This window comes from Burkholderia sp. KL41 (genome assembly GCF_057005415.2).
The window spans coordinates 2,513,531-2,539,882 of record NZ_CM174446.1; the positions used below are offsets into that span (position 1 = coordinate 2,513,531).

Genomic DNA, 26,352 nt, shown 5'->3' on the forward strand with positions numbered 1-26,352 from the left:
TTCGCGTCTCACCTCGCCTGCCACGCTTGCGCCGTGCCGGGCGGTTGTTCCACTTCGTGGCGGCCCGTGCCGCCGGCTACAGGATCCAGGCTCATGCATCCCATGCTCAACATTGCTGTCAAGGCTGCGCGCCGCGCCGGACAGATCATCAACCGCGCGTCCCTCGATCTCGACCTGATCGAGATCCGCAAGAAGCAGCAGAACGACTTCGTCACCGAAGTGGACAAGGCCGCCGAAGACGCGATCATCGAGACGCTGAAGACCGCCTATCCCGACCACGCGATCCTCGCCGAGGAATCGGGCGAATCGGAGAACGAGTCCGAATTCAAGTGGATCATCGATCCGCTCGACGGCACGACCAACTTCATCCACGGCTTCCCGTACTACTGCGTGTCGATTGCGCTCGAGCACAAGGGCGTCGTCACGCAGGCCGTCGTCTACGACCCGAACAAGAACGACCTGTTCACGGCCACGCGCGGCCGCGGTGCGTACCTGAACGACCGCCGCATCCGCGTCGGCCGCCGCGACCGCCTGTCGGACGCACTGGTCGGCACGGGCTTCCCGTTCCGCGAAAAGGACGGCCTCGATGCATACGCGCGCCTCTTCACCGAAATGACGCAAGCCTGCACCGGCCTGCGTCGTCCGGGCGCAGCAGCACTCGATCTCGCGAACGTCGCGGCCGGCCGCCTCGACGCGTTCTTCGAGCAAGGCATCAACGTGTGGGACATGGCAGCGGGCAGCCTGCTGATCACCGAGGCCGGCGGCCTCGTCGGCAACTACACCGGCGACGCCGATTTCCTGCATCGCCATGAAATCGTCGCGGCGAACCCGAAGATCTACGCGCAGATGATCCCGATCCTGAACCGTTACACCCGCGTGCATCCGGCGGCGGAGTAAGCCCCGGCCGCGCCCGTGCGGCGCGGCTTTCGCGCACACCGCTCGCGGGCATCGTCACGACGGCGCACCGTTCGCCTCCCGGTTGCCGGGAGGCGGGAACATCTTCCCGCACAAGGGTCGCTTCGTGCGCCTATCCTGAAGTTGCTTGAGTTTGTCGGGGCCGGTCAGCGTACTGCCGCCCACACCGCCGTTCCCGCAATGACAATAAATGGTTTGCGTGCGGGTTTGCATGCGGCACGCCCGCGCGGCGGACAACCCCGCCGGCCTGCCGGCCCCCGACCGTATCAACACCGCCACGACGCCGTGGCAATCGCATCCGAGTCCCCATGTTACGGCTAAGCGAAATTAAACTCCCCCTCGACCACCCCGAAAGCGCGCTCGAGGCCGCGATTCGCGCACGCCTCGCGGAGCTTGGCGTGGCCGCGGACGAGCTCCTCCGTTACACCGTGTTCCGTCGTGCGCACGATGCGCGCAAGCGCGCCGACATCAAGCTCACGTATATCGTCGACGTCGAAGTCGCGGACGAAGCGGCCGCGATCAAGCGCCTCGCCGGCAAACCGCATTGCGGCGTGACGCCCGACATGGCGTACCACTTCGTCACGAAGGCGCCCGAGCACGGCAATTTCCTGCGCCCGGTCGTGATCGGCATGGGGCCGTGCGGCCTGTTCGCTGGGCTGATCCTCGCGCAGATGGGTTTCCGTCCCATCATCCTCGAGCGCGGCAAGGCCGTGCGCGAGCGCACCAAGGACACCTTCGGCCTGTGGCGCAAGAGCGTGCTCAACCCCGAATCCAACGTGCAGTTCGGCGAAGGCGGGGCCGGGACGTTTTCCGACGGCAAGCTGTACAGCCAGATCAAGGATCCCAACCACTATGGCCGCAAGGTGCTGGACGAATTCGTCAAGGCAGGTGCACCGGAAGACATCCTGTATCTGAGCCGGCCGCATATCGGCACGTTCCGCCTCGTCAGCATGGTGGAAAAAATGCGTGCGTCCATCCACGAACTGGGTGGTGAAGTGCGTTTCGAAACGCGGGTCGACGACATCGAGATCGATCAGGGCAAGGTGCGCTCGCTGAAGCTCTCGAACGGAGAAACGCTGCGGTGCGACCACGTGGTGCTCGCCGTGGGCCACAGCGCGCGCGACACCTTCCAGATGCTGCACGATCGCGGCGTCTATATCGAAGCCAAGCCGTTCTCGCTGGGTTTTCGCATCGAGCATCCGCAGGGGCTGATCGATCGCAGCCGCTTCGGCAAGTTCGCGGGCCACAAGCAGCTCGGCGCCGCCGACTACAAGGTGGTTCACCACTGCAGCAACGGCCGCGCCGTCTACAGCTTCTGCATGTGCCCTGGGGGCACCGTGGTCGCGGCGACCTCCGAGCCGGGCCGCGTGGTCACCAACGGCATGAGCCAGTATTCGCGGGCCGAGCGCAACGCGAATGCGGGCATCGTGGTCGGCATCACGCCGGACGATTATCCCGGCGGTCCGCTGGCGGGCATCGCGTTCCAGCGCAAATGGGAAGAGCGTGCGTTCGAACTCGGCGGCGGCGATTACCGTGCGCCGGGTCAACTGGTCGGCGATTTCATCGCAGGCCGGCCGTCGACGTCGCTGGGCTCCGTGGAGCCATCGTACAAGCCGGGCGTGAACCCGACCGATCTCAGTACCGCGCTGCCGGACTATGTGATCGAAGCGATCCGTGAAGCCCTGCCCCAAATCGACAAGAAGATCGCCGGCTTTGCGATGCACGATGCAGTGCTCACCGGTGTGGAGACGCGCACGTCGTCACCGATCCGGATTCGACGCAAGGACGATTACCAGAGCATGAACGTCGAAGGGCTGTATCCGGCCGGCGAAGGCGCCGGGTATGCAGGCGGCATTTATTCGGCGGCGATCGACGGCATCGAAGTTGCGCAGGCGGTGGCCCTCAGCCTGACGTCGGGACACACGTCCTGACATGCAGGACAGAGTCGGCGTGCGAAGGTCCGTGACCCGAGTACGCCGACTTTTGCACGTTCGCCGCGCCAATCTGTTTCACCGGCGCACCACCACGGCGCGCTTTGGGCACGCCCGTCAAAACACACCGGGAATCAGCCGGTACCGAACCCTCGTCTTGTACGCACGATAATCGGCGTCTTCCGACAGCACCCGCTCTTCCAAACTGATTCGCCCGATCTGCAACAGCATCCAGATGCCGATCGCGAGCAGGTTTCGCGTACTGAAGTTTGCAAGCAGGAAACCGATTTCGGACAACAGATAACCGGCATAGATCGGGTGGCGCATGAACCGGTACGCTCCGGTCGAAACGACGCCGCGATTCGCCGGCAGCAAGCCGAACGAGCGCCCGAGCGACAGTTTCGCGAACAGTTGCCACGCAATCCCGCATATTTGCCAGGCGCCCCCTGCCCACTCCGGGATCAGTTGGGTACTGGCAGTCAGCTGATAGGTCAGGCAGTAGAACGAACCGCCCAGGGACAAGCACACTGCAACGGGATGCCAGTCGCGCCGTTTCGTCAATTTGGCAAAAGCCGACATGCAGACGGTCAGTACCGCGGATACCAGCAGCAGGACCAGCGTAATCCGGCTCGGGTCCAATCGCCACGGTATATAAATCAGATAGGCAAATACGCCCAGCACGGTCACTGACGACACGCGAGCACCAAGCTCGATCAGATTGATCCGCTCCGACTCGTCCGCGACCGTTGTAACGTGCGGCACCAGGGTACTTTGCGCGCACGCGCCCCCCGCATCCTGTATGGCCTGCTTCATGTTTGTGCCCCGAACTTACTGCGTTTTTATATATATTGCCGTTTCAGACTAGCACGCTCCATTCATTGAAACTTGCCTAAGTTTCAGTTTTACGAGGTTGATTGGTGTAAGTCCCGAGAGCGTGGGCAAATATAAAGACCGAGTAACTGGATTACGCGGTCTGCCAAACGTTTCACAGTTTGTAGCGCTGTCCGGACGGGCGAAATCGTCTGCGGTCGATGGCAATGAGTGGCTAGTCTCCCAGGCGATCAAGGGGCCGAATGAGAGCCGCGGATCGGGCCGCCATGCTCGAAACCGACCGGCGGCGCTGCGCCGCCGGGTTCGAAGCCGCGCACGCCGCCTGACGTCCAAACACACGCGCTGATATGCGGGACGCCGTCAGCACGCAAGGGTTCGCCGATCACCCGCAACTGGCCAAACGGCGAACTTCGCGCTTGCACATGGAAGCCACTGGTAAACTCGGGCAACCCAAGCAACAACTTCATGCCTGACCTATGACCACGCTGTCGCCCGAAGCCTTCGCCGGCCATACTCCAATGATGCAGCAATACCTGCGCATCAAGGCCGACCACCCCGACACGCTTGTCTTCTACCGGATGGGCGACTTCTACGAGCTGTTCTTCGAAGACGCGGAAAAGGCCGCACGCCTGCTCGACCTGACCCTCACGCAACGCGGCGCATCCGCCGGCACGCCGATCAAGATGGCGGGCGTACCGCACCACGCGGTCGAACAGTATCTCGCCAAGCTCGTGAAGATGGGCGAATCGGTCGCGATCTGCGAACAGATCGGCGATCCCGCCACGTCGAAGGGCCCCGTCGAGCGCAAGGTCGTGCGCGTCGTCACGCCCGGCACGCTGACCGATGCAGCACTGCTGTCCGACAAGAACGATGTTTACCTGCTCGCGATGTGCACGGGCCACAACAAGCGTGGCGTCGCGGTCAATGTCGGCCTCGCGTGGCTGAACCTTGCAAGCGGCGCGCTGCGGCTCGCAGAAATCGAACCCGAGCAGCTCGCTGCCGCGCTCGAGCGCATCCGGCCGGCCGAGATCCTGACGCCGGACGGCGCAACCGACGCCGTGCCGGCAGGCGCAGGCGCAAGCAAGCGCGTGCCGGCGTGGCATTTCGACATCGCATCGGGCACGCAGCGCCTGTGCGACCAGCTCGATGTCGCGAGCCTCGACGGCTTCGGTGCACATTCGCTGACGAGCGCGTGCGGCGCGGCCGGCGCGCTGCTGCTCTACGCAGCGGCCACGCAAGGCCAGCAGTTGCGGCACGTGCGCAGCCTGAAGGTCGAAAACGAAACCGAGTACATCGGGCTCGATCCGGCCACGCGCCGCAACCTCGAACTGACCGAGACGCTGCGCGGCACCGAGTCGCCGACCCTGTATTCGCTGCTCGACACCTGCTGCACGACGATGGGCAGCCGCTTGTTGCGTCACTGGCTGCATCACCCGCCGCGTGCGTCGGTTGCCGCGCAATCGCGCCAGCAGGCGATCGGCGCGCTGCTCGATGCACCGGCAAACGCAAGCCTCGATGCGCTGCGCAGCGCACTGCGCCAGATCGCCGACGTCGAACGGATCACCGGGCGCCTCGCACTGCTGTCCGCGCGCCCGCGTGACTTGTCGAGCCTGCGCGACACGTTCGCCGCCCTCCCCGCGCTGCGTGAGCGCATCAGCGCGATCGTCGCGAACGCGGACGCACTCACCCGCGTCGACGCAGCACTCGCACCGCCCGCCGAATGCCTCGACCTGCTGACGAGCGCGATCGCGCCCGAACCAGCCGCGATGGTGCGCGACGGCGGTGTGATCGCGCGCGGTTACGACGCCGAGCTCGACGAGCTGCGCGACATCTCGGAGAACTGCGGACAGTTCCTGATCGATCTCGAAGCGCGCGAGCGCACGCGCACCGGCATCGCGAACCTGCGCGTCGAATACAACAAGGTGCACGGCTTCTACATCGAGGTCACGCGCGGCCAGACCGACAAGGTGCCCGACGACTATCGCCGGCGCCAGACGTTGAAGAATGCCGAGCGCTACATCACGCCCGAACTGAAGACTTTCGAGGACAAGGCGCTGTCCGCGCAGGAACGCGCCCTGGCGCGCGAGCGCGCGCTGTACGACGCAGTGCTGCAGGCACTGCTGCCGTTCATCCCCGAGTGCCAGCGCGTCGCATCGGCGCTCGCCGAACTCGACCTGCTCGCCGCATTCGCCGAACGCGCCCGTGCGCTCGACTGGGTCGCGCCGACCTTCACCGACGAGATCGGCATCGAAATCGAACAGGGCCGCCACCCGGTCGTCGAGGCGCAGGTCGAACAGTTCATCGCGAACGACTGCCGGTTCGGCACCGAGCGCAAGCTGCTGCTGATCACCGGCCCGAACATGGGCGGTAAGTCGACGTTCATGCGGCAGACCGCGTTGATCGCGCTGATGGCTTACGTCGGCAGCTACGTGCCGGCCAAGTCGGCATGCTTCGGCCCGATCGACCGGATCTTCACGCGCATCGGCGCGGCAGACGATCTCGCTGGCGGCCGCTCGACGTTCATGGTCGAGATGACCGAAGCCGCGGCGATCCTCAACGACGCGACACCGCAAAGCCTCGTACTGATGGACGAGATCGGCCGCGGCACGTCGACGTTCGACGGCCTCGCGCTCGCGTGGGCCATCGCGCGCCACCTGCTGGCGCACAACGCGTGCTACACGTTGTTCGCGACGCACTACTTCGAGCTGACGCAACTGCCGGCGGAATTTCCGCAAGCGGCCAACGTGCACCTGTCGGCCGTCGAGCACGGCCACGGCATCGTGTTCCTGCACGCGGTCAACGAAGGGCCGGCCAACCAGAGCTACGGCCTGCAGGTCGCACAGCTCGCAGGCGTTCCGGCGCCCGTGATCCGCGCCGCGCGCAAGCACCTCGCATACCTCGAACAGCAATCGGCGTCGCAACACACGCCGCAGCTCGACCTGTTCAGCGCGCCGCCGGTGGCCGCCGACGATCTCGAATGCGCGGACGCGCCGGCGCTGCCCGACACACCGCATCCGGCGCTCGAAAAACTGCGCGACATCGATCCCGACGATCTCAAGCCGCGCGAGGCGCTCGACCTGCTGTACGAACTGCGCACGCTGGTCCGGTCGCACGATGCCGACGGGCACGCGTAAGCGCATCCCGCGCGGCCTGCCGGCCCGCACCGCCGCAGCGCTAGTCGCGGCGGTGCTCGCGCTCGCGCAGGCCGCCGCGCTGGCTGCGCCGCCGAAGCGCAGCACCGCGCCCTACTCGTTCGCCGTCGTATCGGGCGTGATCAACACCCCAGCGGACGAACCGGCCGCCCAGCGGCTGCTCGATGCGATCGCGCGTGAGCGCAATCTCGCGTTCGTGGTGTATGCGGGCGATCTCAAGGGTTCGAAGGAAGCGTGCCGCGATGCACTGTATTCGCAGCGCGGCGCGATCCTGGATGCGGCACGCGTGCCGCTCGTATTCATTCCCGGTCACGACGACTGGGCAACGTGCAACACCGCGGCCGGCGGTAGCTACGATCCGGTCGAGCGGCTCGACTTCCTGCGGCAGACGCTGCTCGCCGATTCGGCACTGCCCGACCCCGGCGCGCTACAGATCACGCGGGAAAGCGAAGTCGCACGATTCCGGCCGTATCGGGAGAATGCACGCTGGATGCGCGACGACATCGTCTACGTCGCACTCAACGCGCCGGCGCCGAACAACCATTACCTGACGGCCGGCGGCCGCAACGGCGAATTCGAGGACCGCATCATCGCGAACGGTTTCTGGATCGACCACGCGGCCGAATACGCGAAGCGGCGCGAGGCGCGTGCGATGGTGGTGATGTTCGAAGGCGATCCGCAGTTCGAGCGCTATGAACGCGCGGAACGCTTCGCATGGCTGCGTTTCAACCGGCCGCGCGTACGCGACGGCTTCCGTGAGTTGAAACGAACGCTGGTGAAGGCGGCGGCGACGTTCCGCGGCCCGATACTCGTGATGCACGCGAGCGGCGAAGCGCTGGCGAACGGCTTTCTGATCGACCGCCCGCTGCGTGCGGACGACGGTGAACTGGTCGGTAACGTGACGCGCGTCGCGATCGGACCACGCCATCCGGTGAATCAGTGGGTCAAGGTGAGCGTGTCGCCGGCACGGCAGACGATCTTCAACGTGAGCCTGCAGGAAGTACCGAAGAACCTGCCCGTGCCGCCCGCGCTGCCGCTCGTGCCCCGTGACGACGTTCCGCTGCCGCAGATGCCGGAAATCCCTGCATTGCCGGCGCTACCCGACTCGTCGTCGGTCGCGCCGCCGCTGCAGGGCGACGGCACCGCCCCAGGCGGCGCGTCGTGGCCGGTGCCCGCCCCAGCGTCGGGGCCGGCGCCTGGCCTGCCTGCAAGCTCAGTGCAGGGTGCGCCCTGACGGCGCTTCACCGTCTTCGTCTTCGTCCTCGTCGACGATCTCGAGCCCTTCCGCGCCATGTGCGTGCTCATGCTCGATTTCGTCTTCGGTGGCTTCGCGAACGTCCTTCACGGTCAGCGCGAAACGCAGCGCCATGCCTGCCAGCGGGTGGTTGCCGTCGAGCACGACCTTGTCTTCGGCGATGTCGGTGACCGTATAGATCAGCGAATCGACTTCCTCGTCGCCGTCTTCCGGCGTGCCTTCGAACTGCATGCCCACTTCGAGCGGCTCGGGAAAACGATCGCGCGGCTCGATCTTCACGAGTTCGGGATCGTAGTCGCCGAACGCGTCCTGCGGCTCGAGCTGGACCTGTGCCTCGTAGCCCGGCTCGTGGCCGTCGAGCTGTTCCTCGATCTTGGGGAACGTGCCATCATAGCCGCCGTGCAGATAAACCATCGGCTCGTCGCTTTCCTCGATCAGATTGCCCTGTGCATCCGACAGCTTGTAAGTGACCGACACGACGGTGTTTTTTGCGATTTTCATCCAATTCTCCCAAATACAAGTCTCATTATACGATGCGCAACCGGTCTCAAGCCGAACCGCGGGATGCCGCTGCCGCCCCGCTCGGCGCGCCGCCCTCCGATCTTCCCACACCGCTGCTCGGCGGTCTTACGCCGACGCAATTCATGCGCGGCTACTGGCAGAAGAAGCCGCTCCTGATCCGCCAGGCGATCCCCGGCGTCGCGTCGCCGGTCTCGCGCGACGCGCTGTTCGAGCTCGCCACGGACTATGACGCGGAATCGCGACTGATCACCCATTTTCGTAACAAGTGGCAACTGGCTCACGGCCCGTTCGAGCCGGGCTCGCTGCCGGCCGTCACGCGCAAGGCCTGGACCCTGCTCGTACAAGGGCTCGACCTGCACGTCGACGCGGCGCGCGCGCTGCTCGACCGCTTCCGCTTCATCCCCGACGCGCGGCTGGACGACCTGATGATCTCGTACGCGACAGATGGCGGCGGCGTCGGCCCGCATTTCGATTCATACGACGTCTTCCTGCTGCAGGTCGAGGGCCGGCGCCGCTGGCGCGTCGGCGCGCAGAAGGACCTGTCGCTGCAGCCGGACGTGCCGCTGAAGATCCTCGAAAACTTCGAGCCGAGCGACGGATGGGTGCTGGAACCCGGCGACATGCTGTACCTGCCGCCGCACATCGCGCACGACGGCGTGGCCGAAGGCGAATGCATGACCTGCTCGATCGGCTTCCGGGCTCCGTCCGCAGGCGAACTGGGCGCCCAGTTCCTGTACTATCTCGCGGAGCGTGGCGGGCTGCGGGACGGGTGCGGCGACGACCTCTACCGCGACCCGAAGCAGCCGGCCGTCGACACGCCCGCGCAACTGCCTCCGGCGATGGTCGAGCGCGTCGCCGAGATCGTCGACGCGATTCGCTGGCGCAAGCGCGACGTCGCAGAGTTTCTCGGCTGCTACCTGAGCGAGCCCAAACCGAACGTCGTTTTCGACCCGCCCGCGCGCCCGCTGTCCGAGGCCGCGTTCGTCACGCAAGCGTCACGTCGTGGCGTGTGTCTCGACAGAAGGGCCGCATTGATGTATAACGCGCGCTCGTACTTCATTAATGGCGAGGAAGGACCGCTCGAGCAGGCCGGCGAATGGCTGCCCGAACTGGCCAATCAACGCCAGATGGAGGCGAAACGGTTTGTAACACTATCCCGGGCTCCCTCAATGACAGCTTTATTGCACGAGTGGTATCGTGCGGGCTGGATACGGGTCGGAAACCGGAATTAGTGTGAGTCGCCCCGTATGCCCGTACAGATCAAATTCTGTATGGGAAAGACAACGTATTGACCCCGCATTTGTCGACGGTCGATAGGAAAGTGCATATAATTTCCGCCCAAGCCGTAGGGAAGATTCACGCTCTAGAAGTGCATCTCCACCAGCGGCCCAGGTCGGTGTTGGAGCACATTACCGGTATTGTTTCGCGCTGTTGCTTACCTTTAACCATAAAAGGACGTGATCATGAAGAAATCCCTCCTCGTAGCTTCCCTGTTGGCTGCTGTTGCACTGGCTGCTTGCAACAAGAGCGCTGATCAAGCTGCTTCGTCGGCTGCAAGCGACGCGGCTGCTGCTGCTTCGACGGCTGCTTCGGCAGTTGCTGGTGCAGCGAGCGACGCTGCTGCCGCTGCTTCGTCGGCAACGGCTGCTGCGAGCGACGCTGCTGCTGCAGTGGCGTCGGCTGCTTCGGCAGCGACGGCTGCTCCGGCTTCGGGCGCAAGCCAGTAAGCCTCAGCGTCAGCTGAAAAAAAACCGGCCCGAGGGCCGGTTTTTTTACGTCTGCCGTTTTCGCGCCTGTCGCCCGGCAGTCGTACCGGGCCGCCGCAGCGGCCCTGCCCCGCTCATCCGAGCGCCAGCCAGTCGAAGCCTGCGTCCTGCGTGGCCACGATCACGTCCTCCCCGTTCGTCCCCAGTACGCCGCCAAACGCCTGACGGACCAGTTCCGGGAGGTTGTTCTGCTGGCTCAGGTGCGCCCCGACCAGGTGCCGGAGACGGCTGCGCTCAAGCGATGCGAGGATGGCCGCCGCTGCGTCGTTGCTCAGGTGGCCGTGGTTGCCGCCGATGCGCGCCTTCAGCGACTGCGGATAGCGGCTCGCGGCCAGCATTGCGGTGTCGTGGTTGGATTCGAGCACCAGCGCGTCACAGCCGCTCAGTACCGTCGTGATGTGCGGCGTGGCCATGCCGACGTCCGTCAGCACGCCGAGCCGGCTGCAGCCGTCCAAAAAGACGAACTGGAGCGGCTCGCGCGCGTCGTGAGGAACCGTATAGGGCATCACGGCCAGATCGCGTATCGCGGCCGTCTCGTCGCCCCACAGCACGTGGAGGTCGACATCGGCCTCGTCCGCGCCGACCGCGCGCGCGGTGCCCCAGCTCATGTAGAGCGGCAGCGACGCCCGGCGGGCGAGCGTCAGCGCACTGCCGACGTGGTCGCTGTGTTCGTGGGTAATCAGGATCGCATCGAGATCGCCGATGCAGAGATTCAGACGGCCGAGCCGACGCTCGACCTCCTTGGCGGAAAAGCCGCAGTCGAGCAGCACACGGGTGGTCGTCGTGCCGCTCGAGGCCTCGACGACCAGCGCGTTGCCTTCGCTGCCGCTTCCGAGGCTGGCGAATCGCACGCGCTCAGTTCAGCTGCGCGTGGAGCAGCGAAATGATCCGCTGCGCGTCCGACGAGTTGTCGACCTGGCCGTTTGCGCCGATCACCGCGACCTGCGTGCCGCCGTTGCCTTGCGCACGCACGTTGACCAGGAATTCCTTGCCCGGCTTCGCGGCCGCCGGGCCGCCGTAGAACAGCTTGCCGAACAGGCCGTCACGCTTCAGCTCTTCCATCGAATTCGCATAGCGCACGGTGTACACACCCTTCTCGCGGTCGCGATTGTCGACCGTGAAGTTGGTCCGGTCGAGCGCCAGGCCCACTCGCAGCCACGCACGGTCGAACGACTCGGCCAGCTGCAGCGTTGCCGCGCCGTTGCTCGCGTCGCTGACCTGCGCCGGCGCTGTCGCGGGGCGTGCATCGGTCAGCAGCTGCTTCGCCTGCGCATCGGTCAGGCCGAACTTCTGCATCAACTTCGACAGGAACACAGCTTCCAGCACCGGGTTGCGCGGACGCTCCTCCCAGCGCGACGACGTGCCGCCCTGCGGGCCGACCATCATTTCTTCCATCGCGCTGTGCGTGATCGAGATGTCGGTGTTGCCGTCCGACGTGCGGTTCACGAGCGTACGGAAGCGGTCGCGCGTACCGGACGAGTAAGCGAAATCGATGACCTTGCCGATCGTGCGACGGAACCAGTCGTCGGGAATGTTCGCGCGGTTTTCGGCCCAGTCGGTGGCCATGATGCCCGTCGACGGCGCGTCGGTCTTCAGCGAGAAACCGTTCTCCTGCCAGAACTCCTTCAGGATCGGCCACAGCTGCTCGGGCGTCCGGCCATCGACGACGAGCCAGCGGCGGTCGCCGTCGCGCTCGATGTGCATGCCGAACGGATCCTGCGCGCTCGGGATGCCGTCGGTCGCGTTGCCGGCCTGGGTCGTGGCCCGCGGCGGCAGCGTGCCGAGGCCGGCGTTGCTCGGCGGCGCGACGAACTGCTGCGTCGTCGGTACCGGCTTCAGGTCGCTCGGCACCGCGAGCGGCGGCGCCGAACCGGTGTTCTTGTAGTTGACCCGGTCGGGGGCCAGATAGTCGTTCAGCGTATCGCAGCCGGCGAGCGCGCCCAGCGCCAGCGCCACCACCGACATCTGGATGGCGCGAGAGGAAAAGGCGAAACGTTTCATGAAATCCTTCGTCTTGCTAGAACGCTCGTCAGGAGCGGCGCCGGACGGAGCCGGCCGGTGCGGGTTGATCAGGGTACGAGCCGGCGGCCGCAGGACGCGGCCGCCTCGGCATCAGGCGAGGACGCCGGCCTCGACGAGGGCCGAACGCACGGCATCGTGGCAGCGCTCGTCGAGCGCCGTGAGCGGCAGCCGGATGCCGCCCTGCATCTTGCCCATCGCCTGCAGCGCCCACTTCACCGGAATCGGGTTCGCCTCGATGAACAGGTTCTTGTGCAGCGACAGCAGCTTCATGTGCAGCTCGCGGGCCGTCTGTACGTCGCCGGCCAGCGCTGCGCGGCACAGTTCGCTCATCGCGCGCGGTGCGACGTTCGCCGTGACCGAGATGTTGCCGTGGCCGCCGAGCAGCATCAGCGCGATTGCCGTCGGATCGTCGCCGCTGTAGATCGCGAAATGCTTCGGTGCAGCCTTGATCAGGTGCGCGGCGCGATCGATGTTGCCGGTCGCTTCCTTCACACCGATGATGCCCGGGACTTCCGCGAGGCGCAGCATCGTCTCGTTCGCCATGTCCGCGACCGTGCGGCCCGGCACGTTGTACAGGATCACCGGCAGGTCGACCGCTTCGGCGATCGTCTTGAAGTGACGGTACATGCCTTCCTGCGTCGGCTTGTTGTAGTACGGCACGACCTGCAGCGTCGCGTCCGCGCCGACGGCTTTCGCGTGCTTCGTCAGCTCGATCGCCTCGGCGGTCGAGTTGCCGCCCGCGCCCGCGATGATCGGGATGCGTTTCGCCGCATGCTCGACCGCCGTGCGGATCATCAGGATGTGCTCTTCGACGTTGAGCGTTGCCGACTCGCCGCTCGTACCGACCACGACGAGCGCATCGGTGCCTTCCGCGATATGCCAGTCGATCAGTTTGCGAAACGCCGGCAGGTCGAGACTGCCGTCTTCGAGCATCGGGGTGACGATCGCGGGGATGCTGCCGCGGATTTGAATGCCGTCTTGGGTGCCGTTAGCCATGAAACGCGATTGAGATTATGTACCGGTAAACGTTGAGATTGTAGCGGATTAGCCGGGCAGTTCGTAACGTGGAATTCCCGCCCCCGCCTTCGGGGTCGCGCCCTCGCGCACTGCGCAGAGACGCTGGACGAACGCCTCGCGCGGCGCGGCAACGAACCCGTCCTCGTACGCAACCACCCGCAGGCGGCCGTGCACGGCGTCCAGCAGCTCGCCCGGGGCGAGCAGGAACGCGGGGTTGGACGGTTTACCGACCGATTCGTTTCCTTGCGCGAAGGTTTCGTAGATGAGCACGCCGCCCGGCGCCACCGCATCGAGCAGATGGGGCCAGAGCGGGCGATGCAGATAATGGGTGACGATCACCGCCGAAAACTGCTCGCCGGCCGGCAATGGCCACGGCGCGCCTTCGAGATCGGCGTCACGGGCGTCGACGCCCGGAATCGCGCGCAGCGCGGCCAGCGCGACCGGATCGCGGTCGAGTGCGACGACCGGATGCCCGCGCGACGCGAACCAGCGCGCATGGCGGCCGCCGCCCGCGGCGACATCCAGCACCGCGCCGCCTGCCGGCACGAGCCGCGACCATTGCGCGACCCAGCGCGACGGCTCGGCCTGGGCGACGTGGCCGCCCGCGGCGGCAATGACGGATGCGCTCATGCGGTCGATCAGTTGTACGACAGGCCCATCGCGTCGCGCACGTCGCGCATCGTTTCCGTCGCGTACTTGCGCGCCTTGTCGCAACCGTCCGCGACGATCGCGCGCAGCAGCGACGGATCGTCCATGTACTTCTGCGCACGCTCGAGCATCGGCTGCTGCTCGCGCAGGATGCCTTCGACGACCGGCTGCTTGCAATCGAGGCAGCCGATGCCCGCCGAACGACAGCCCTTCTGCACCCACTCGTGCGTCGCTTCGTCCGTATAGACCTGGTGCAGCTGCCACACCGGGCACTTGTCCGGATCGCCCGGATCGGTGCGGCGCACGCGCGCGGGATCGGTCGGCATCGTGCGGACCTTCTTCGTGATCGTCTCGGCGTCTTCACGCAGGCCGATCGTGTTGCCGTACGACTTGGACATCTTCTGCCCGTCGAGACCCGGCATCCGCGATGCTTCGGTGAGGAGCGCCTGCGGCTCGACGAGGATGATCTTGCGCGCGCCTTCGAGATAGCCGAACAGGCGCTCGCGGTCGCTCATCGACAGACTCTGCGATTCCTGCAGCATCGCGCGCGCCTGTTCGAGCGCCTCGTCGTCGCCCTCCTGCTGGTATGCATTGCGCAGCTCGTGATAGAGCTTCGCGCGCTTGCCGCCGAGTTTCTTCGCGGCATCGAGCGCCTTCTCCTCGAAGCCCGGCTCGCGGCCGTACAGGTAGTTGAAGCGGCGCGCGATCTCGCGCGTCATCTCGACGTGCGGCACCTGGTCTTCACCGACCGGCACGAGCGAGCCGCGATACAGCAGGATGTCGGCCGCCATCAGCACCGGGTAGCCGAGGAAGCCGTAGGTCGACAGATCCTTGTCCTTCAGCTTCTCCATCTGCTCCTTGTAGGTCGGCACGCGTTCGAGCCAGCCGAGCGGCGTGCTCATGCCGAGCAGCAGCGCGAGTTCGGCATGTTCGGGCACCTTGCTCTGGATGAACAGCGTCGCCTGGGCCGGATCGATGCCGGACGCAAGCCAGTCGACCAGCACGTCCCACACGTTCTTCTCGATGACCTCGGGAGTCTCGTAGTGCGTCGTCAGCGCATGCCAGTCGACGACGCAGAAGAAGCACGGGTACTCGGACTGCAGCTTCACCCAGTTTTTCAGCACGCCGTGGTAATGACCGAGGTGCAGCGACCCGGTGGGTCGCATGCCGGAGAAAATACGTTCAGGGAACATGATTGTCGTTAGAAGAGCGAGGCGAATGGGGACAGGATGGCGCTCAGGACGGCGTAGCCGACGTTGACGAGCGGGCGCAGCCAGAAGTTCGTCAGCACGCCCGTCGCGACCAGCACGAGGACGATGATGAAACCGTACGGCTCGATGCGCGACAGCGCGATCGATTGTTTCGTGGGCAGCAGCGCCGCCAGGATGCGGCCGCCGTCGAGCGGCGGCAGCGGAAACAGGTTCAGCACGCCCAGCACGAGGTTCGCGCTGACGCCGGCAAACGCCATCCGCGTGAAGAACGGCTCGTCGATGCCGACGGCGGGCAGCACGAGCGTCAGCACGCCCCAGATCAGCGCCTGCACGAAGTTGCAGGCCGGCCCCGCGAGCGATACCCACAGGCTGCCCCAGCGCGGATCGCGCAGGTTGCCGAACGACACCGGCACCGGCTTCGCATAACCGAACAGGAACGCGCCGCCCGTCAGGAAATACATCGCGAGCGGAATCGCGATCGTGCCGAGCGGATCGATGTGGCGCATCGGGTTGAACGACACGCGCCCCATCATGTAGGCGGTGTTGTCGCCGAGCAGGCGGGCGGCGTAGCCGTGCGCGGCCTCGTGCAGCGTGATCGCGAAGATCACGGGCAGCGCGTAGACGGCGATGGTCTGTATCAGGGAAGCATCCATATCGCGTTATTGTAACAAGCGCACTCGCGCAAAAAATGGAACGGCGCGCTTACGGCGCCGAGAGGCCGAACGGCTCGAGCGCGCCGCGCCCCGCACGCACGAGCTCGGGTTCGTCGCCGGTGAGGTCGATCACCGTCGACGGCTCGCGCGGGCACGCGCCACCGTCGATCACGAGATCGACCTGTTTCTCGAGCCGCGCGCGAATGTCTTCGGGATCGTTGAGCGGCTCGTCGTCCGGCGGCAGGATCAGCGTCGTGCCGAGCAGCGGCTGGCCGAGCGACTCCAGCAACGCGAGCGTGATCGCGTGATCGGGCACGCGCAACCCGATCGTCTTGCGCGACGGATGCGACAGCCGGCGCGGCACTTCCTTGGTCGCCTGCAGGATGAACACGTACGGGCCGGGCGTCACCGACTTGATCTGGCGGTACTGGCGGTTGTCGACCATCGCGAAGTTGGCGAGCTCCGACAGGTCGCGCACGAGCAGCGACAGGTGCTGCTTCTCGTCGAGGCCGCGAATCCGGCGCACCCGCTCGACCGCGTCCTTGTCGTCGAGATGGCACGCGAGCGCATAGCTCGAATCGGTCGGCATCGCGATCACGCCGCCCTTGCTGACGATCTCCACGGCCTGCTTGATCAGGCGCGGTTGCGGATTATCCGGATGAATCCTGAAGAACTGGGACATGGGGGTACGTGGGGGTACGTAAAGGAAGAGAAATCGGATGCGCGCGCCGGCGGCAACGCGGGCGGCAGACCGCCGCCCGGTGTCAGAGCCAGCGCTCCCAGACCGGTGTCAGGTCGGGCGGCAGCGGCGGCAGGCCGCCGAGCTCGACACGGCCCTCGCCTGGCGCATGGAAATCCGAGCCGCGCGATGCCTCGAAGCCGAAGCGGCGTGCGACGTCCGCGTATTCGCGGTACTGGTCGGGCGTGTGGCTGCCCGTCACAACCTCGATCGCGCGGCCGCCCAGATCGATGAACTCGCCGAAAAACGCGTCGAATTCGACGGGCGTATAGCGATAACGGCCCGGATGCGCGACCACGGCTTCACCGCCGGCCGCCCGAATCCAGGCGACGGCGTCGGGCAGCGAGGCCCAACGGTGCGGGACGAACCCGGGCTTGCCGTCGCCGAGCAGGCGATCGAACACGTCGGACGTCGATTCGGCATGGCCGTTCTCGACGAGAAACCGCGCGAAATGCGTGCGTGAGATCAGGTCGGGATTCGATACGTACTTCAGCGCGCCTTCGTACGCGCCGGGAATGCCGAGCGTGGCGAGCTGCTCGCCGATCGCCAGCGCGCGCGCCGCGCGGCCGTGGCGCGTGCGATACAGGCCGTCGACGAGCACCGGATTCGCGGGATCGACGTTCAGGCCTACGATGTGAACGGTGCGCGACGCCCACGTGACCGAAATCTCGACGCCGCTCAGGTAGCGCATGCCGAGCGCTTCCGCCTCGCCGCGCGCCGCCGCCTGGCCGCCGATTTCGTCGTGGTCGGTCAACGCCCACAGGGTCACGCCGCCGGCGTGGGCGCGGCGCGCGACGTCGGCAGGCGACAGCAACCCGTCGGAAACATTCGAATGGCAGTGGAGATCGGCGTTCATTGTCGGCATGGCAGGTAAGGCTTCATTCTACTGCAACGCGGCAATGCGCCGCCCGCCTGCCCCGCCGCTGCCACCGCACGGCTTACGCGCAGAACGCCTCGATCAGCGCCGCGATCTGCTCGGGCTGGTCGTGATGCACCATGTGGCCGGCATCCTCGACGAGCTTCTCGCGCCAGTCGGGAAACGCGTCGAAGCGCGCCTTGAATTCCGGCAGCGGGATGTCGCCGGCGATGTGTGCGAGCGTCGGCGAGTTGACGGCCTCGACATGCAGCACCTTCGCACGCACCTGCGCCCAGGTAGCCATCACTTCGTCGAGCCGGTACAGCAGCGGACCCGGCATCTTGTGAGCGGGGTCGGCCAGCAGGTGGTAGAGGCCGTCGTCGCCGCGCTTCGACCAGTGCTCGGCGAGGAACGCGGCACGGCGCGGGGCGAGCCGCGGATTGGTCTTGATCAGGCGCGCCGCCACGTCGTCGAGTGACGCATAGGGGCGCAGCGCGGGCGGTTCGCGCAACTCGTCGAGCCAGCCGCGCAGCCGGCGCGGCGCCTGCTCGGCCCGCGCGGGCGCCAGCCCGAAACCCTCGAGATCGACCACGCGCCGCACGCGCTCCGGCCGTGCGCCGGCATACAGGCACACGACGTTCGCGCCCATGCTGTGCCCGACCAGGTTGACTTCGCCGGCCGGCGCATAGTGGTCGACGAGCGCATCGAGGTCGCCCAGGTATTCGTGGAACCAGTAGTGGCCGCCACCCTGCCGCGCGACCGGCCAGTCGGACAGCCCGAAGCCGCGCGCATCGGGCGCGATCACCTGCCAGTCGCCCGCGAGCGCATCGACGACGAACTGGAACGACGCCGCGACGTCCATCCAGCCATGCAGCATGAACAGCGTCGGCGCATCGGGCCGGCCCCAGCGCCGGACATGCAGCTGGACGCCGCGCACCATGACGAAATCGGAAACAGAACTCGAGGCACTCATCGCAGCCGCTCAAAAAAAGAATGGTCGTTCGATTATAGCGGCGGCGCTTTCTTTCCGGCGTCCGGCAGTCGAGGCGCCGCTCTAGCGGTGCCGGCGCGCACAGGCCACCGGAGTGCGCCATCTGCCGGGAGCCCTGAACAGCCGGCGGCGGTCGAAACGCAGCCGCACCCGAGCGGGTCAGCGCGGCGCGCTTCCGTCCGCCCCGTCCTGCGCGGCCAGTTCGTCGAGTTCGGCCTGCTCGAATCCGGCATCGCGGCGTGCGTCGAAATTGAACGGGCCGCGCAGCCGCGGGGCATGGTATTGCTCGGCGAGCTGCCGGTAGGTCGGCACGGGATCGCGGCCGGCTTCGTCGCACAGATGCCGGAACCAGCGGTTGCCGATCGCGACATGGCCGATTTCGTCGCGCAGGATCACGTCGAGGATCGCGGCCGACGCATCGTCGCCCGCCTGTACGAGCCGCGCGCGGATCGGCGGCGATGCGTCGAGCCCGCGGGCCTCGAGCGTACGCGGCACGAGCGCCATGCGCGCAAGCACGTCGCCCTTGGTTCGCTCGCACATCTCCCACAGGCCGTTGTGCGCGGGAAAATCGCCGTACGCGTGCCCGAATGCCGCCAGGCGGTCGGACAGCAGCGTGAAGTGGTACGCCTCCTCGGCCGCCACCTTCAGCCAGTCGGAGTAGAACGCGTTCGGCAGGCCCGCGAAGCGCCAGACGGCGTCGAGCGCCAGGTTGATCGCATTGAACTCGATATGGGCGAGCGCGTGCAGCAGCACGGCGCGCCCTTCGGGCGAACGCATGCTGCGTCGCTCGAGCTGGCGCGGCTCGACGAGCGGCGGGCGCGCCGGGCGCCCGGGCAGGTCGGCCGGCTCGGGCAATTCGAGCGACGGGGCGATCGTCGCCCGCCCGGCCAGCAGCGCATCGTGTAGCGAGCGCACCTGGGCGGCCTTGGCCGCGGGTTCCGCGTCACGCAGTGCGACAAGCGCGGCGCGGCGCACGCAGGCACGCGCCTCGCCGAAAGAAGAAGACTCCATGCTCATAAACGGGGACACCCTGCGCGCGCATCGCGGGAGCGCACGCACGCGACGGTTTACAATAGGCGATTGTTCCGCGGCGCAATGCGAACGCGCCGGGCAAACCGGACGCGCCATTCTACCGGCGCCCATCATCGAAGAGACAAGGAGACTCCGTGACGATCTACAAGCTGGGCGATACGGCCCCGACGATCCACGAAAGCGTATTCGTCGCCGATACGGCGGCCATCATCGGCAAGGTCGTGCTCGAGGAGAACGCGAGCGTCTGGTTCGGTGCGACGATTCGCGGCGACAACGAGACGATTACCGTCGGCGCGGGCAGCAACGTCCAGGAAGGCGCGGTACTGCATACGGACCCGGGCTTTCCGCTGACGATTGCCGAAAACGTGACGATCGGGCACCAGGCCATGCTGCACGGCTGCACGATCGGCGAAGGATCGCTGGTCGGGATTCAGGCGGTGGTCTTGAATGGAGCGGTGATCGGCCGCAACTGTCTGGTTGGTGCCGGCGCGGTCGTGACGGAAGGCAAAACGTTCCCGGACAATTCGCTGATTCTCGGCGCACCGGCGAAAGTCGTGCGCGAGCTGACGGCGGAAGACATCGCGCGGCTGCGCACGAACGCGAAGACGTACGTCGAGCGGCGTGCGCATTTCAAGGAGCAACTCGTGCGAATCGGATGATTCGCACGGATTTCAAGGAAGAAGAGTGAGCGACCAGTTACAGAAATTCATGTTCAATGCGGCGCCCGTGCGCGGCGAGATCGTTTCGCTGCGCAATACGTGGCAGGAAGTGCTCTCCCGCCGCGACTACCCGGCCCCCGTGCGCACGGTGCTCGGCGAGATGATGGCCGCATGCGCGCTGCTGTCCGCGAACCTGAAATTCAACGGCACCCTGATCATGCAGATCTTCGGCGACGGGCCGGTCCAGATGCTGGTCGTCCAGTGCAGTTCGGATCTGTCGATGCGGGCCACCGCGAAGTTCGCCGGCGACGCCGCCCAGACGATCGGCGACGACACGAGCTTCGCATCGCTCGTCAATGCGAGCGGTCACGGCCGTTGCGTGATCACGCTCGACCCGGCCGACAAGCTGCCGGGCCAGCAGCCGTACCAGGGCATCGTGCCGCTGAACGGCGTCGACGGCCCGCTCGAATCCGTCTCGCAGGTGCTCGAGCATTACATGCATCACTCGGAGCAGCTCGACACGCGGATGTGGCTCGCGGCCGATCGCGACCGCGCGGTCGGCATGCTGCTGCAGAAGCTGCCGGGCGACGGCGGCATCGTGCCGCGCAACGCCGAAACCGATACCGATACGTGGGAACGCGTCTGCACGCTCGGCGGCACGCTGTCCGCCAAGGAACTGCTCGAGGTCGAACCGGAAGTCGTGTTCCGCCGGCTGTTCTGGCAGGAAAACGTGCAGCACTTCGAGCCGGCCGGCACGCGCTTCCAGTGCTCGTGCTCGCGCGAGAAGGTCGGCGCGATGCTGCGCATGCTCGGCCGCGAAGAAGTCGACAGCGTGATCGTCGAGCGTGGCCACGTCGAGATCCATTGCGAGTTCTGCAATCAGCGCTATGAATTCGATCCGGTCGACGTCGCGCAGCTGTTCGCGGCACCCGGCGTCGAGACGGGCATCGCACCCGCGACCGAACAACGTCATTGAGCAGCGCCCCGATGCCCGCCGTCCGGGCACGGGCGCATAATGACGCACGAGCGTCGCACGCAAGGCTCGCGCGCCGAAGTCCCGCACTTCGGCGCAAGCCGCTTCCCGTCGTCGGCGCGCTGCAGGAGAAACACATGAATCGCCCGCTTCGTCTCCCGTTTCGTCTCCCGTTTCGTCTCCCGTTTCGTACCGTCGTCCTGACGAGCGTTGCCGCCTGCACGCTCGCGCTTGCCGGCTGCGCGATGCCGCCGCCGACTTCCACGATCCTGAGCCGCCTGCCCGAACCCGGCGCATCGGGCGGCCAGCCGCCCGCGCTGTCGAGCGCCGAACGCAAGCGTTATGACGAGATCGACCAGCAGGTGCTGCGCGAACAGAACAGCGCGATGGCAGCCGAGGCAGCCGCGCGCGCGTGGGCCTATTACTCGCCGCCGCCCGTGACCGTCTACGGCGGGTATTACGGCGGATGGGGCAATCGCTGGGGCACGGGTATCAGCTACGGCTACCCGGGATGGTGGTGGTGAGCATCCGTCGCCCAGCCGATTGACTACCGGCAGGAAATAAAAAAGCGCGGCATTTCCCGCGCTTTTTCAATGGGTTCGAACGATCGTGGTCAGTGATGCGCGACCTTGCCCTTGTCGCCGCCATGATGCCGCGACGGCTTCGCGATCGACTGCGGATTCGGCACGACGCGCACCGGCGCCGCGGACACGGCGCCGCGCGTCGACGTATTCGACGGCATGTTGTTCAGCGGCGCGGCCGGCGCATTCGGCGACACGAACTGCACGAATACCTCGCCGTCCTTCACCATGCCCATCTCGTAGCGCGCGCGCTCCTCGATGGCCGCGGTGCCGCTCTGCAGATCCTGCACTTCGCCGGCAGTGCGCTCGTTGCGCAGCTTCTCGTCCGCATTCTTCTGGAGCTGGTCGTCGAGCTGCTGACGCAATTCATGCACCCGCAGCCAGCCGCCGTGTCCCCACCATAGGGGGTACTGAATGAGCGCCAGCAAGGCAATCAGGACGACAGTGACAAGCCGCATGTAGGAAACGCAGATATAAGAAGCGCCGCTCCGCGCACATGCACAGAGCGGCGTCGATATGACGAACCCGATAGTAGCGCGTTAGCGCAGGTTATAGAAAGCCGATTTACCCGGGTAGCTCGCGATGTCGCCGAGATCTTCCTCGATGCGCAGCAGCTGGTTGTACTTCGAGATACGGTCGCTGCGCGACAGCGAACCCGTCTTGATCTGACCGGCGTTCAGGCCGACCGCGATATCCGCGATCGTCGAATCTTCCGTTTCGCCCGAGCGGTGCGAGATCACGGCCGTGTAGCCTGCGCGCTTCGCCATTTCGATGGCCGCGAACGTTTCGGTCAGCGTACCGATCTGGTTGATCTTGATGAGGATCGAGTTCGCGATGCCCTTCTCGATGCCTTCCTTCAGGATGCGCGTGTTCGTGACGAACAGGTCGTCGCCGACCAGCTGCACCTTCTTGCCGAGGCGATCGGTCAGCAGCTTCCAGCCTTCCCAGTCGCTTTCGTGCATGCCGTCCTCGATCGACACGATCGGGAACTTGTCGGCGAGCGTCGCGAGGTAGTCGGTGAATTCGGCCGACGACAGTTGCAGGCCTTCGCCCGCGAGCTGGTACTTGCCGTCGTGATAGAACTCGGATGCCGCGCAGTCGAGCGCGAGCAGCACGTCTTCGCCCGCACGGTAGCCGGCCTTCTCGATCGCCTGCAGGATCGTCGACAGGCACTCGTCGTTGCTGCCGAAGTTCGGCGCGAAGCCGCCTTCGTCGCCGACTGCCGTGCTCATGCCGCGGTCGCTCAGGATCTTCTTCAGTGCGTGGAACACTTCCGCGCCGCAACGCAGGGCTTCACGGAACGTCGGCTGGCTCACCGGGACGATCATGAATTCCTGGATGTCGAGGCTGTTGTTCGCATGCGCGCCGCCGTTGACGATGTTCATCATCGGCACCGGCAGTTGCATCGCGCCCGAACCGCCGAAATAGCGGTACAGCGGCAGGCCGGCCTCTTCAGCCGCTGCCTTCGCGACGGCCATCGACACGGCCAGCATCGCGTTCGCGCCGAGGCGCGACTTGTTGTCGGTGCCGTCCAGCTCGAGCAGCGTCTTGTCGAGGAACGCCTGTTCCGACGCGTCGAGGCCCATGATGGCTTCGGAGATTTCGGTGTTGATGTGCTCGACCGCCTTCAGCACGCCCTTGCCGTTGTAGCGGCCGGCTTCGCCGTCGCGCAGTTCGATCGCTTCACGCGAGCCGGTGGACGCGCCCGACGGCACGGCCGCGCGGCCCATCGTGCCCGATTCGAGCAGCACGTCGCATTCGACGGTGGGGTTGCCGCGCGAATCCAGAATCTCGCGGCCGATGATATCTACGATTGCACTCATGGGTTTCCTCTGAGAATGACGATGGATTCTTCAAACTGCGACGGCGCACGCGCCCGAACCGCTTTCGCTACTGACGCGCGAAACCGTCGCAAGGTTCATTCGATCTTTAATTGAAATCGTTTTCCAGGAACGGATGGCGCTTCACCGCCTGGTCGAGCGTGACGAGGGTCTCCAGCAGCGCGCTCATCCGGTTCAGCGGTACCGCGTTCGGGCCGTCCGATTTTGCCTCGGCCGGATTCGGGTGCGTTTCCATGAAGAGGCCCGCGACGCCCGTCGCGACCGCCGCACGGGCAAGCACCGGCACGAATTCGCGCTGGCCGCCGGAGCTCGTGCCCTGCCCGCCCGGCAACTGCACCGAGTGGGTCGCGTCGAACACGACCGGGGCGCTCGTCTCGCGCATGATCGCGAGCGAACGCATGTCCGACACGAGATTGTTGTAGCCGAACGAGACACCGCGCTCGCACGCCATGAAGCGGTCTTCCGACAGCCCCGCTTCACGTGCGGCGTCGCGCGCCTTGTCGATCACGTTCTTCATGTCGTGCGGCGCGAGGAACTGGCCCTTCTTGATGTTGACGGGCTTGCCCGAGCGCGCGCACGCCTGGATGAAATCGGTCTGGCGGCACAGGAACGCGGGCGTCTGCAGCACGTCGACGACCGACGCGACCTGCTCGATCTCGTCGATCGAATGCACGTCGGTCAGCACCGGCAGGCCGAGCTGGCGCTTCACCTCGGACAGGATCCGCAGGCCCTCGTCCATTCCGAGGCCACGAAACGACTTGCCCGAGCTGCGGTTCGCCTTGTCGTAGGACGACTTGTAGATGAACGGAACGTTCAGCTTCGCGCAGATTTCCTTCAGGCGGCCTGCCGTGTCGATCGTCATTTGCTCCGACTCGACGACGCAGGTACCCGCGATCAGGAAGAAAGGCCTGTCGAGACCGACCTCGAAATCGCACAGCTTCATGCTTACACTCCGCGCGCTTGCTTGTTGGCGAGCGCGGCTTCGACGAACGACTTGAAGAGGGGGTGACCGTCACGCGGCGTGGACGTGAATTCCGGGTGGAACTGGACGCCGACGAACCACGGGTGCATCGAACGCGGCAGCTCCATCATTTCCGGCAGATCCTCGCTCGGGGTACGGGCGCTGATGATAAGGCCGCCGGCTTCGAGCTGGGGCACGAAGCGGTTATTGACTTCATAACGGTGGCGATGGCGTTCGTTCACGTCCTTGCCATAGATTTCTTCGGCCATCGTGCCCGGCTTGATCGGGCAACGCTGCGAACCGAGGCGCATCGTGCCGCCGAGGTCGGATTCCTCGGTGCGCGTCTCGACCTTGCCGTCGCGGTCATACCATTCGGTGATCAGCGCGACCACGCGTTCCGGCGTGTCCGGCTCGAATTCCGTGCTGTTCGCCTGCTTCAGGCCGACGACGTCGCGTGCGAATTCGATCACCGCGAGCTGCATGCCGAGGCAGATGCCGAGATACGGCACCTTGGCTTCACGCGCATAGCGGATCGCCGCGATCTTGCCTTCCGTGCCGCGACGGCCGAAACCGCCCGGCACCAGCACGGCGTCGAGGTGCTTCAGGCTGTCGACACCGTTCGACTCGATCTCTTCCGAGTCGATGTATTCGATGTTGACCTTGGTCGACGTATGCAGCGATGCGTGGCGCAGCGCCTCGATCAGCGACTTGTACGACTCGGTCAGATCGACGTACTTGCCGACCATGCCGATCGTCACTTCGTGCTTCGGGTTCTCGAGCTTCTCGACGAGCTCCGACCACATGCTCAGGTCGGCGTCCTTCGGCGACAGCTTCAGTTCCTCGCAGATGATCCGGTCGAGGCCCTGGTCGTGCAGCATCTGCGGAATCTTGTAGATGCTGTCGGCGTCCCACACCGAGATCACGGCGTCTTCCGGCACGTTCGAGAACATCGAGATCTTCTTCGATTCGTCGTCCGGAATGCGGCGGTCCGCACGGCACAGCAGCACGTGCGGCAGGATGCCGATCTCGCGCAGCTTCTGCACGCTGTGCTGGGTCGGCTTCGTCTTCAGCTCGCCGGCCGTCGCGACGTACGGCACCAGCGTCAGGTGCACGAAGCACGCGCTGTTGCGGCCGAGGCGCAGGCTCATCTGGCGCGCGGCTTCAAGGAACGGCAGCGATTCGATATCGCCGACCGTGCCGCCGATCTCGACGATCGCGACATCCGGCTCGCCGCAGGTGGCCGATGCCGCCCCGCGCTCGATGAACGCCTGGATTTCGTTCGTGATGTGCGGAATCACCTGCACGGTCTTGCCGAGATAGTCGCCGCGGCGCTCCTTGCGGATCACCGATTCGTAGATCTGGCCGGTCGTGAAGTTGTTGGCCTTGCGCATCTTCGTGCTGATGAAGCGCTCATAGTGGCCGAGGTCGAGGTCGGTCTCCGCTCCGTCTTCCGTCACGAACACTTCGCCGTGCTGGAACGGGCTCATCGTGCCGGGGTCGACGTTGATGTAGGGATCGAGTTTGAGGAGGGTGACTTTCAGACCGCGCGATTCGAGGATCGCGGCGAGGGAGGCGGCGGCAATACCCTTGCCGAGGGAAGAAACTACGCCGCCGGTGACGAAAACATATTTGGTCATCGCTGAATGCTCGCGGGAAAAACGGATTATACCGTAAAGCCCGCCCTTCTCTCAGCAATTGACTCGATGATCGCGCCCTTTCGCGCCGCCCCGCACCAGCCGCGGGCGCCGGGGCGAAGCCCCCCCGCCGGCCGGCGCAGCCGCATGCACTGGCGGCGC

Annotated in this window: 27 protein-coding genes; 10 read left to right on the forward strand and 17 right to left on the reverse strand. The window is 65.9% G+C overall.

Going from position 1 to position 26,352, the window contains the following annotated elements; translation table 11 throughout:
* Window positions 1–93 precede the first annotated feature (93 nt).
* Window positions 94–897: an inositol monophosphatase family protein gene (locus PQB87_RS11815; protein WP_021162664.1), complete on the forward strand. Its 804-nt coding sequence runs from the start codon at window positions 94–96 to the stop codon at window positions 895–897.
* Window positions 898–1,223: 326 nt separating this feature from the next.
* Window positions 1,224–2,846 carry an NAD(P)/FAD-dependent oxidoreductase gene (locus PQB87_RS11820; RefSeq protein ID WP_059589645.1) on the forward strand — a complete coding sequence of 541 codons (1,623 nt, stop codon included), beginning with the start codon at window positions 1,224–1,226 and terminating at the stop codon, window positions 2,844–2,846.
* 117 nt (window positions 2,847–2,963) lie between these two features.
* Here PQB87_RS11820 and PQB87_RS11825 read toward each other — a convergent pair whose 3' ends face one another.
* Complete coding sequence (locus tag PQB87_RS11825; protein WP_233344713.1) at window positions 2,964–3,659, reverse strand: methyltransferase family protein; 696 nt, start codon at window positions 3,657–3,659, stop codon at window positions 2,964–2,966.
* A gap of 248 nt (window positions 3,660–3,907) precedes the next feature.
* Complete coding sequence (locus tag PQB87_RS11830) at window positions 3,908–4,144, reverse strand: hypothetical protein (protein ID WP_233344714.1); 237 nt, start codon at window positions 4,142–4,144, stop codon at window positions 3,908–3,910.
* Window positions 4,145–4,153: 9 nt separating this feature from the next.
* Here PQB87_RS11830 and mutS point away from each other — a divergent pair, with 9 nt between their 5' ends.
* The gene (mutS, locus tag PQB87_RS11835) at window positions 4,154–6,811 is read left to right on the forward strand and encodes a DNA mismatch repair protein MutS (RefSeq protein ID WP_059688882.1); all 2,658 of its coding nucleotides are present in this window, start codon (window positions 4,154–4,156) and stop codon (window positions 6,809–6,811) included.
* Complete coding sequence (locus PQB87_RS11840; RefSeq protein ID WP_233344716.1) at window positions 6,792–8,063, forward strand: hypothetical protein; 1,272 nt, start codon at window positions 6,792–6,794, stop codon at window positions 8,061–8,063. Before mutS ends, PQB87_RS11840 begins: the two co-directional genes overlap by 20 nt.
* On the opposite strand, the gene PQB87_RS11845 is transcribed toward PQB87_RS11840, so the two are convergent.
* Window positions 8,043–8,585, reverse strand: a complete 543-nt coding sequence (locus tag PQB87_RS11845) for an FKBP-type peptidyl-prolyl cis-trans isomerase (RefSeq protein WP_027786990.1) — start codon at window positions 8,583–8,585, stop codon at window positions 8,043–8,045. The genes PQB87_RS11840 and PQB87_RS11845 overlap by 21 nt on opposite strands.
* 32 nt (window positions 8,586–8,617) lie before the next feature.
* On the opposite strand from PQB87_RS11845, the gene PQB87_RS11850 reads away from it, so the two are divergent.
* The 3 genes from PQB87_RS11850 to PQB87_RS11860 are packed head-to-tail and all read left to right on the forward strand — an operon-like array spanning window position 8,618 to window position 10,333.
* Window positions 8,618–9,838 (forward strand): JmjC domain-containing protein, encoded by a 1,221-nt coding sequence (locus PQB87_RS11850; protein ID WP_489241893.1) that lies wholly within the window; start codon window positions 8,618–8,620, stop codon window positions 9,836–9,838.
* A gap of 56 nt (window positions 9,839–9,894) precedes the next feature.
* On the forward strand, window positions 9,895–10,140 hold the full coding sequence (locus PQB87_RS11855) for a hypothetical protein (RefSeq protein WP_075122947.1): 246 nt from the start codon (window positions 9,895–9,897) through the stop codon (window positions 10,138–10,140).
* Entirely contained in the window at window positions 10,070–10,333 is a 264-nt protein-coding gene (locus tag PQB87_RS11860; protein WP_034195863.1) for a hypothetical protein, read from the forward strand. The genes PQB87_RS11855 and PQB87_RS11860 overlap by 71 nt, the downstream gene beginning before the upstream one ends.
* Before the next feature lie 113 nt (window positions 10,334–10,446).
* Here the strand turns inward: PQB87_RS11860 and PQB87_RS11865 are convergent, their stop codons facing one another.
* The 10 genes from PQB87_RS11865 to PQB87_RS11910 form a co-directional block, all read right to left on the reverse strand.
* A complete protein-coding gene (locus PQB87_RS11865; RefSeq protein ID WP_059688884.1) occupies window positions 10,447–11,223 on the reverse strand; it encodes an MBL fold metallo-hydrolase in 777 nt (258 codons plus the stop codon).
* A gap of 4 nt (window positions 11,224–11,227) precedes the next feature.
* A complete protein-coding gene (gene bamC, locus PQB87_RS11870; RefSeq protein WP_027786987.1) occupies window positions 11,228–12,373 on the reverse strand; it encodes an NlpB/DapX family lipoprotein in 1,146 nt (381 codons plus the stop codon).
* A gap of 111 nt (window positions 12,374–12,484) precedes the next feature.
* The gene (gene dapA, locus PQB87_RS11875; protein WP_021162674.1) at window positions 12,485–13,390 is read right to left on the reverse strand and encodes a 4-hydroxy-tetrahydrodipicolinate synthase; all 906 of its coding nucleotides are present in this window, start codon (window positions 13,388–13,390) and stop codon (window positions 12,485–12,487) included.
* Between the two features lie 48 nt (window positions 13,391–13,438).
* Entirely contained in the window at window positions 13,439–14,041 is a 603-nt protein-coding gene (locus PQB87_RS11880) for a class I SAM-dependent methyltransferase (RefSeq protein ID WP_059554211.1), read from the reverse strand.
* A gap of 8 nt (window positions 14,042–14,049) precedes the next feature.
* A complete protein-coding gene (locus PQB87_RS11885; RefSeq protein WP_111941495.1) occupies window positions 14,050–15,252 on the reverse strand; it encodes a tryptophan--tRNA ligase in 1,203 nt (400 codons plus the stop codon).
* Window positions 15,253–15,260: 8 nt separating this feature from the next.
* Window positions 15,261–15,923, reverse strand: coding sequence for a site-2 protease family protein (locus PQB87_RS11890; protein WP_021157698.1), 663 nt, complete (start codon window positions 15,921–15,923; stop codon window positions 15,261–15,263).
* A gap of 49 nt (window positions 15,924–15,972) precedes the next feature.
* Window positions 15,973–16,605, reverse strand: coding sequence for an L-threonylcarbamoyladenylate synthase (locus PQB87_RS11895; protein WP_021157697.1), 633 nt, complete (start codon window positions 16,603–16,605; stop codon window positions 15,973–15,975).
* Window positions 16,606–16,687: 82 nt separating this feature from the next.
* Window positions 16,688–17,518: a 3',5'-nucleoside bisphosphate phosphatase gene (locus PQB87_RS11900; protein ID WP_060060508.1), complete on the reverse strand. Its 831-nt coding sequence runs from the start codon at window positions 17,516–17,518 to the stop codon at window positions 16,688–16,690.
* Window positions 17,519–17,600: 82 nt separating this feature from the next.
* Complete coding sequence (locus tag PQB87_RS11905) at window positions 17,601–18,491, reverse strand: alpha/beta fold hydrolase (protein WP_021157695.1); 891 nt, start codon at window positions 18,489–18,491, stop codon at window positions 17,601–17,603.
* Between the two features lie 177 nt (window positions 18,492–18,668).
* Window positions 18,669–19,526: a ferritin-like domain-containing protein gene (locus tag PQB87_RS11910; RefSeq protein ID WP_153488557.1), complete on the reverse strand. Its 858-nt coding sequence runs from the start codon at window positions 19,524–19,526 to the stop codon at window positions 18,669–18,671.
* 149 nt (window positions 19,527–19,675) lie between these two features.
* Between PQB87_RS11910 and PQB87_RS11915 the strand changes: the two genes are divergently transcribed.
* From PQB87_RS11915 to PQB87_RS11925, 3 genes are all read left to right on the forward strand, one after another.
* Window positions 19,676–20,200, forward strand: a complete 525-nt coding sequence (locus tag PQB87_RS11915) for a gamma carbonic anhydrase family protein (RefSeq protein ID WP_021157692.1) — start codon at window positions 19,676–19,678, stop codon at window positions 20,198–20,200.
* A 25-nt stretch (window positions 20,201–20,225) separates the two neighbouring features.
* Window positions 20,226–21,176 carry an Hsp33 family molecular chaperone HslO gene (gene hslO, locus PQB87_RS11920; RefSeq protein ID WP_048020835.1) on the forward strand — a complete coding sequence of 317 codons (951 nt, stop codon included), beginning with the start codon at window positions 20,226–20,228 and terminating at the stop codon, window positions 21,174–21,176.
* Window positions 21,177–21,310: 134 nt separating this feature from the next.
* Window positions 21,311–21,697 carry a hypothetical protein gene (locus PQB87_RS11925; RefSeq protein WP_489241901.1) on the forward strand — a complete coding sequence of 129 codons (387 nt, stop codon included), beginning with the start codon at window positions 21,311–21,313 and terminating at the stop codon, window positions 21,695–21,697.
* Window positions 21,698–21,786: 89 nt separating this feature from the next.
* Here the strand turns inward: PQB87_RS11925 and ftsB are convergent, their stop codons facing one another.
* The 4 genes from ftsB to pyrG form a co-directional block, all read right to left on the reverse strand.
* Entirely contained in the window at window positions 21,787–22,212 is a 426-nt protein-coding gene (gene ftsB / locus PQB87_RS11930; protein WP_233344720.1) for a cell division protein FtsB, read from the reverse strand.
* An 81-nt stretch (window positions 22,213–22,293) separates the two neighbouring features.
* Complete coding sequence (gene eno, locus PQB87_RS11935; protein ID WP_011352544.1) at window positions 22,294–23,577, reverse strand: phosphopyruvate hydratase; 1,284 nt, start codon at window positions 23,575–23,577, stop codon at window positions 22,294–22,296.
* A 106-nt stretch (window positions 23,578–23,683) separates the two neighbouring features.
* Complete coding sequence (kdsA, locus tag PQB87_RS11940; RefSeq protein ID WP_059688888.1) at window positions 23,684–24,538, reverse strand: 3-deoxy-8-phosphooctulonate synthase; 855 nt, start codon at window positions 24,536–24,538, stop codon at window positions 23,684–23,686.
* A 2-nt stretch (window positions 24,539–24,540) separates the two neighbouring features.
* Window positions 24,541–26,193 carry a CTP synthase gene (gene pyrG / locus PQB87_RS11945; protein ID WP_043190306.1) on the reverse strand — a complete coding sequence of 551 codons (1,653 nt, stop codon included), beginning with the start codon at window positions 26,191–26,193 and terminating at the stop codon, window positions 24,541–24,543.
* Between the last annotated feature and the right edge of the window lie 159 nt (window positions 26,194–26,352).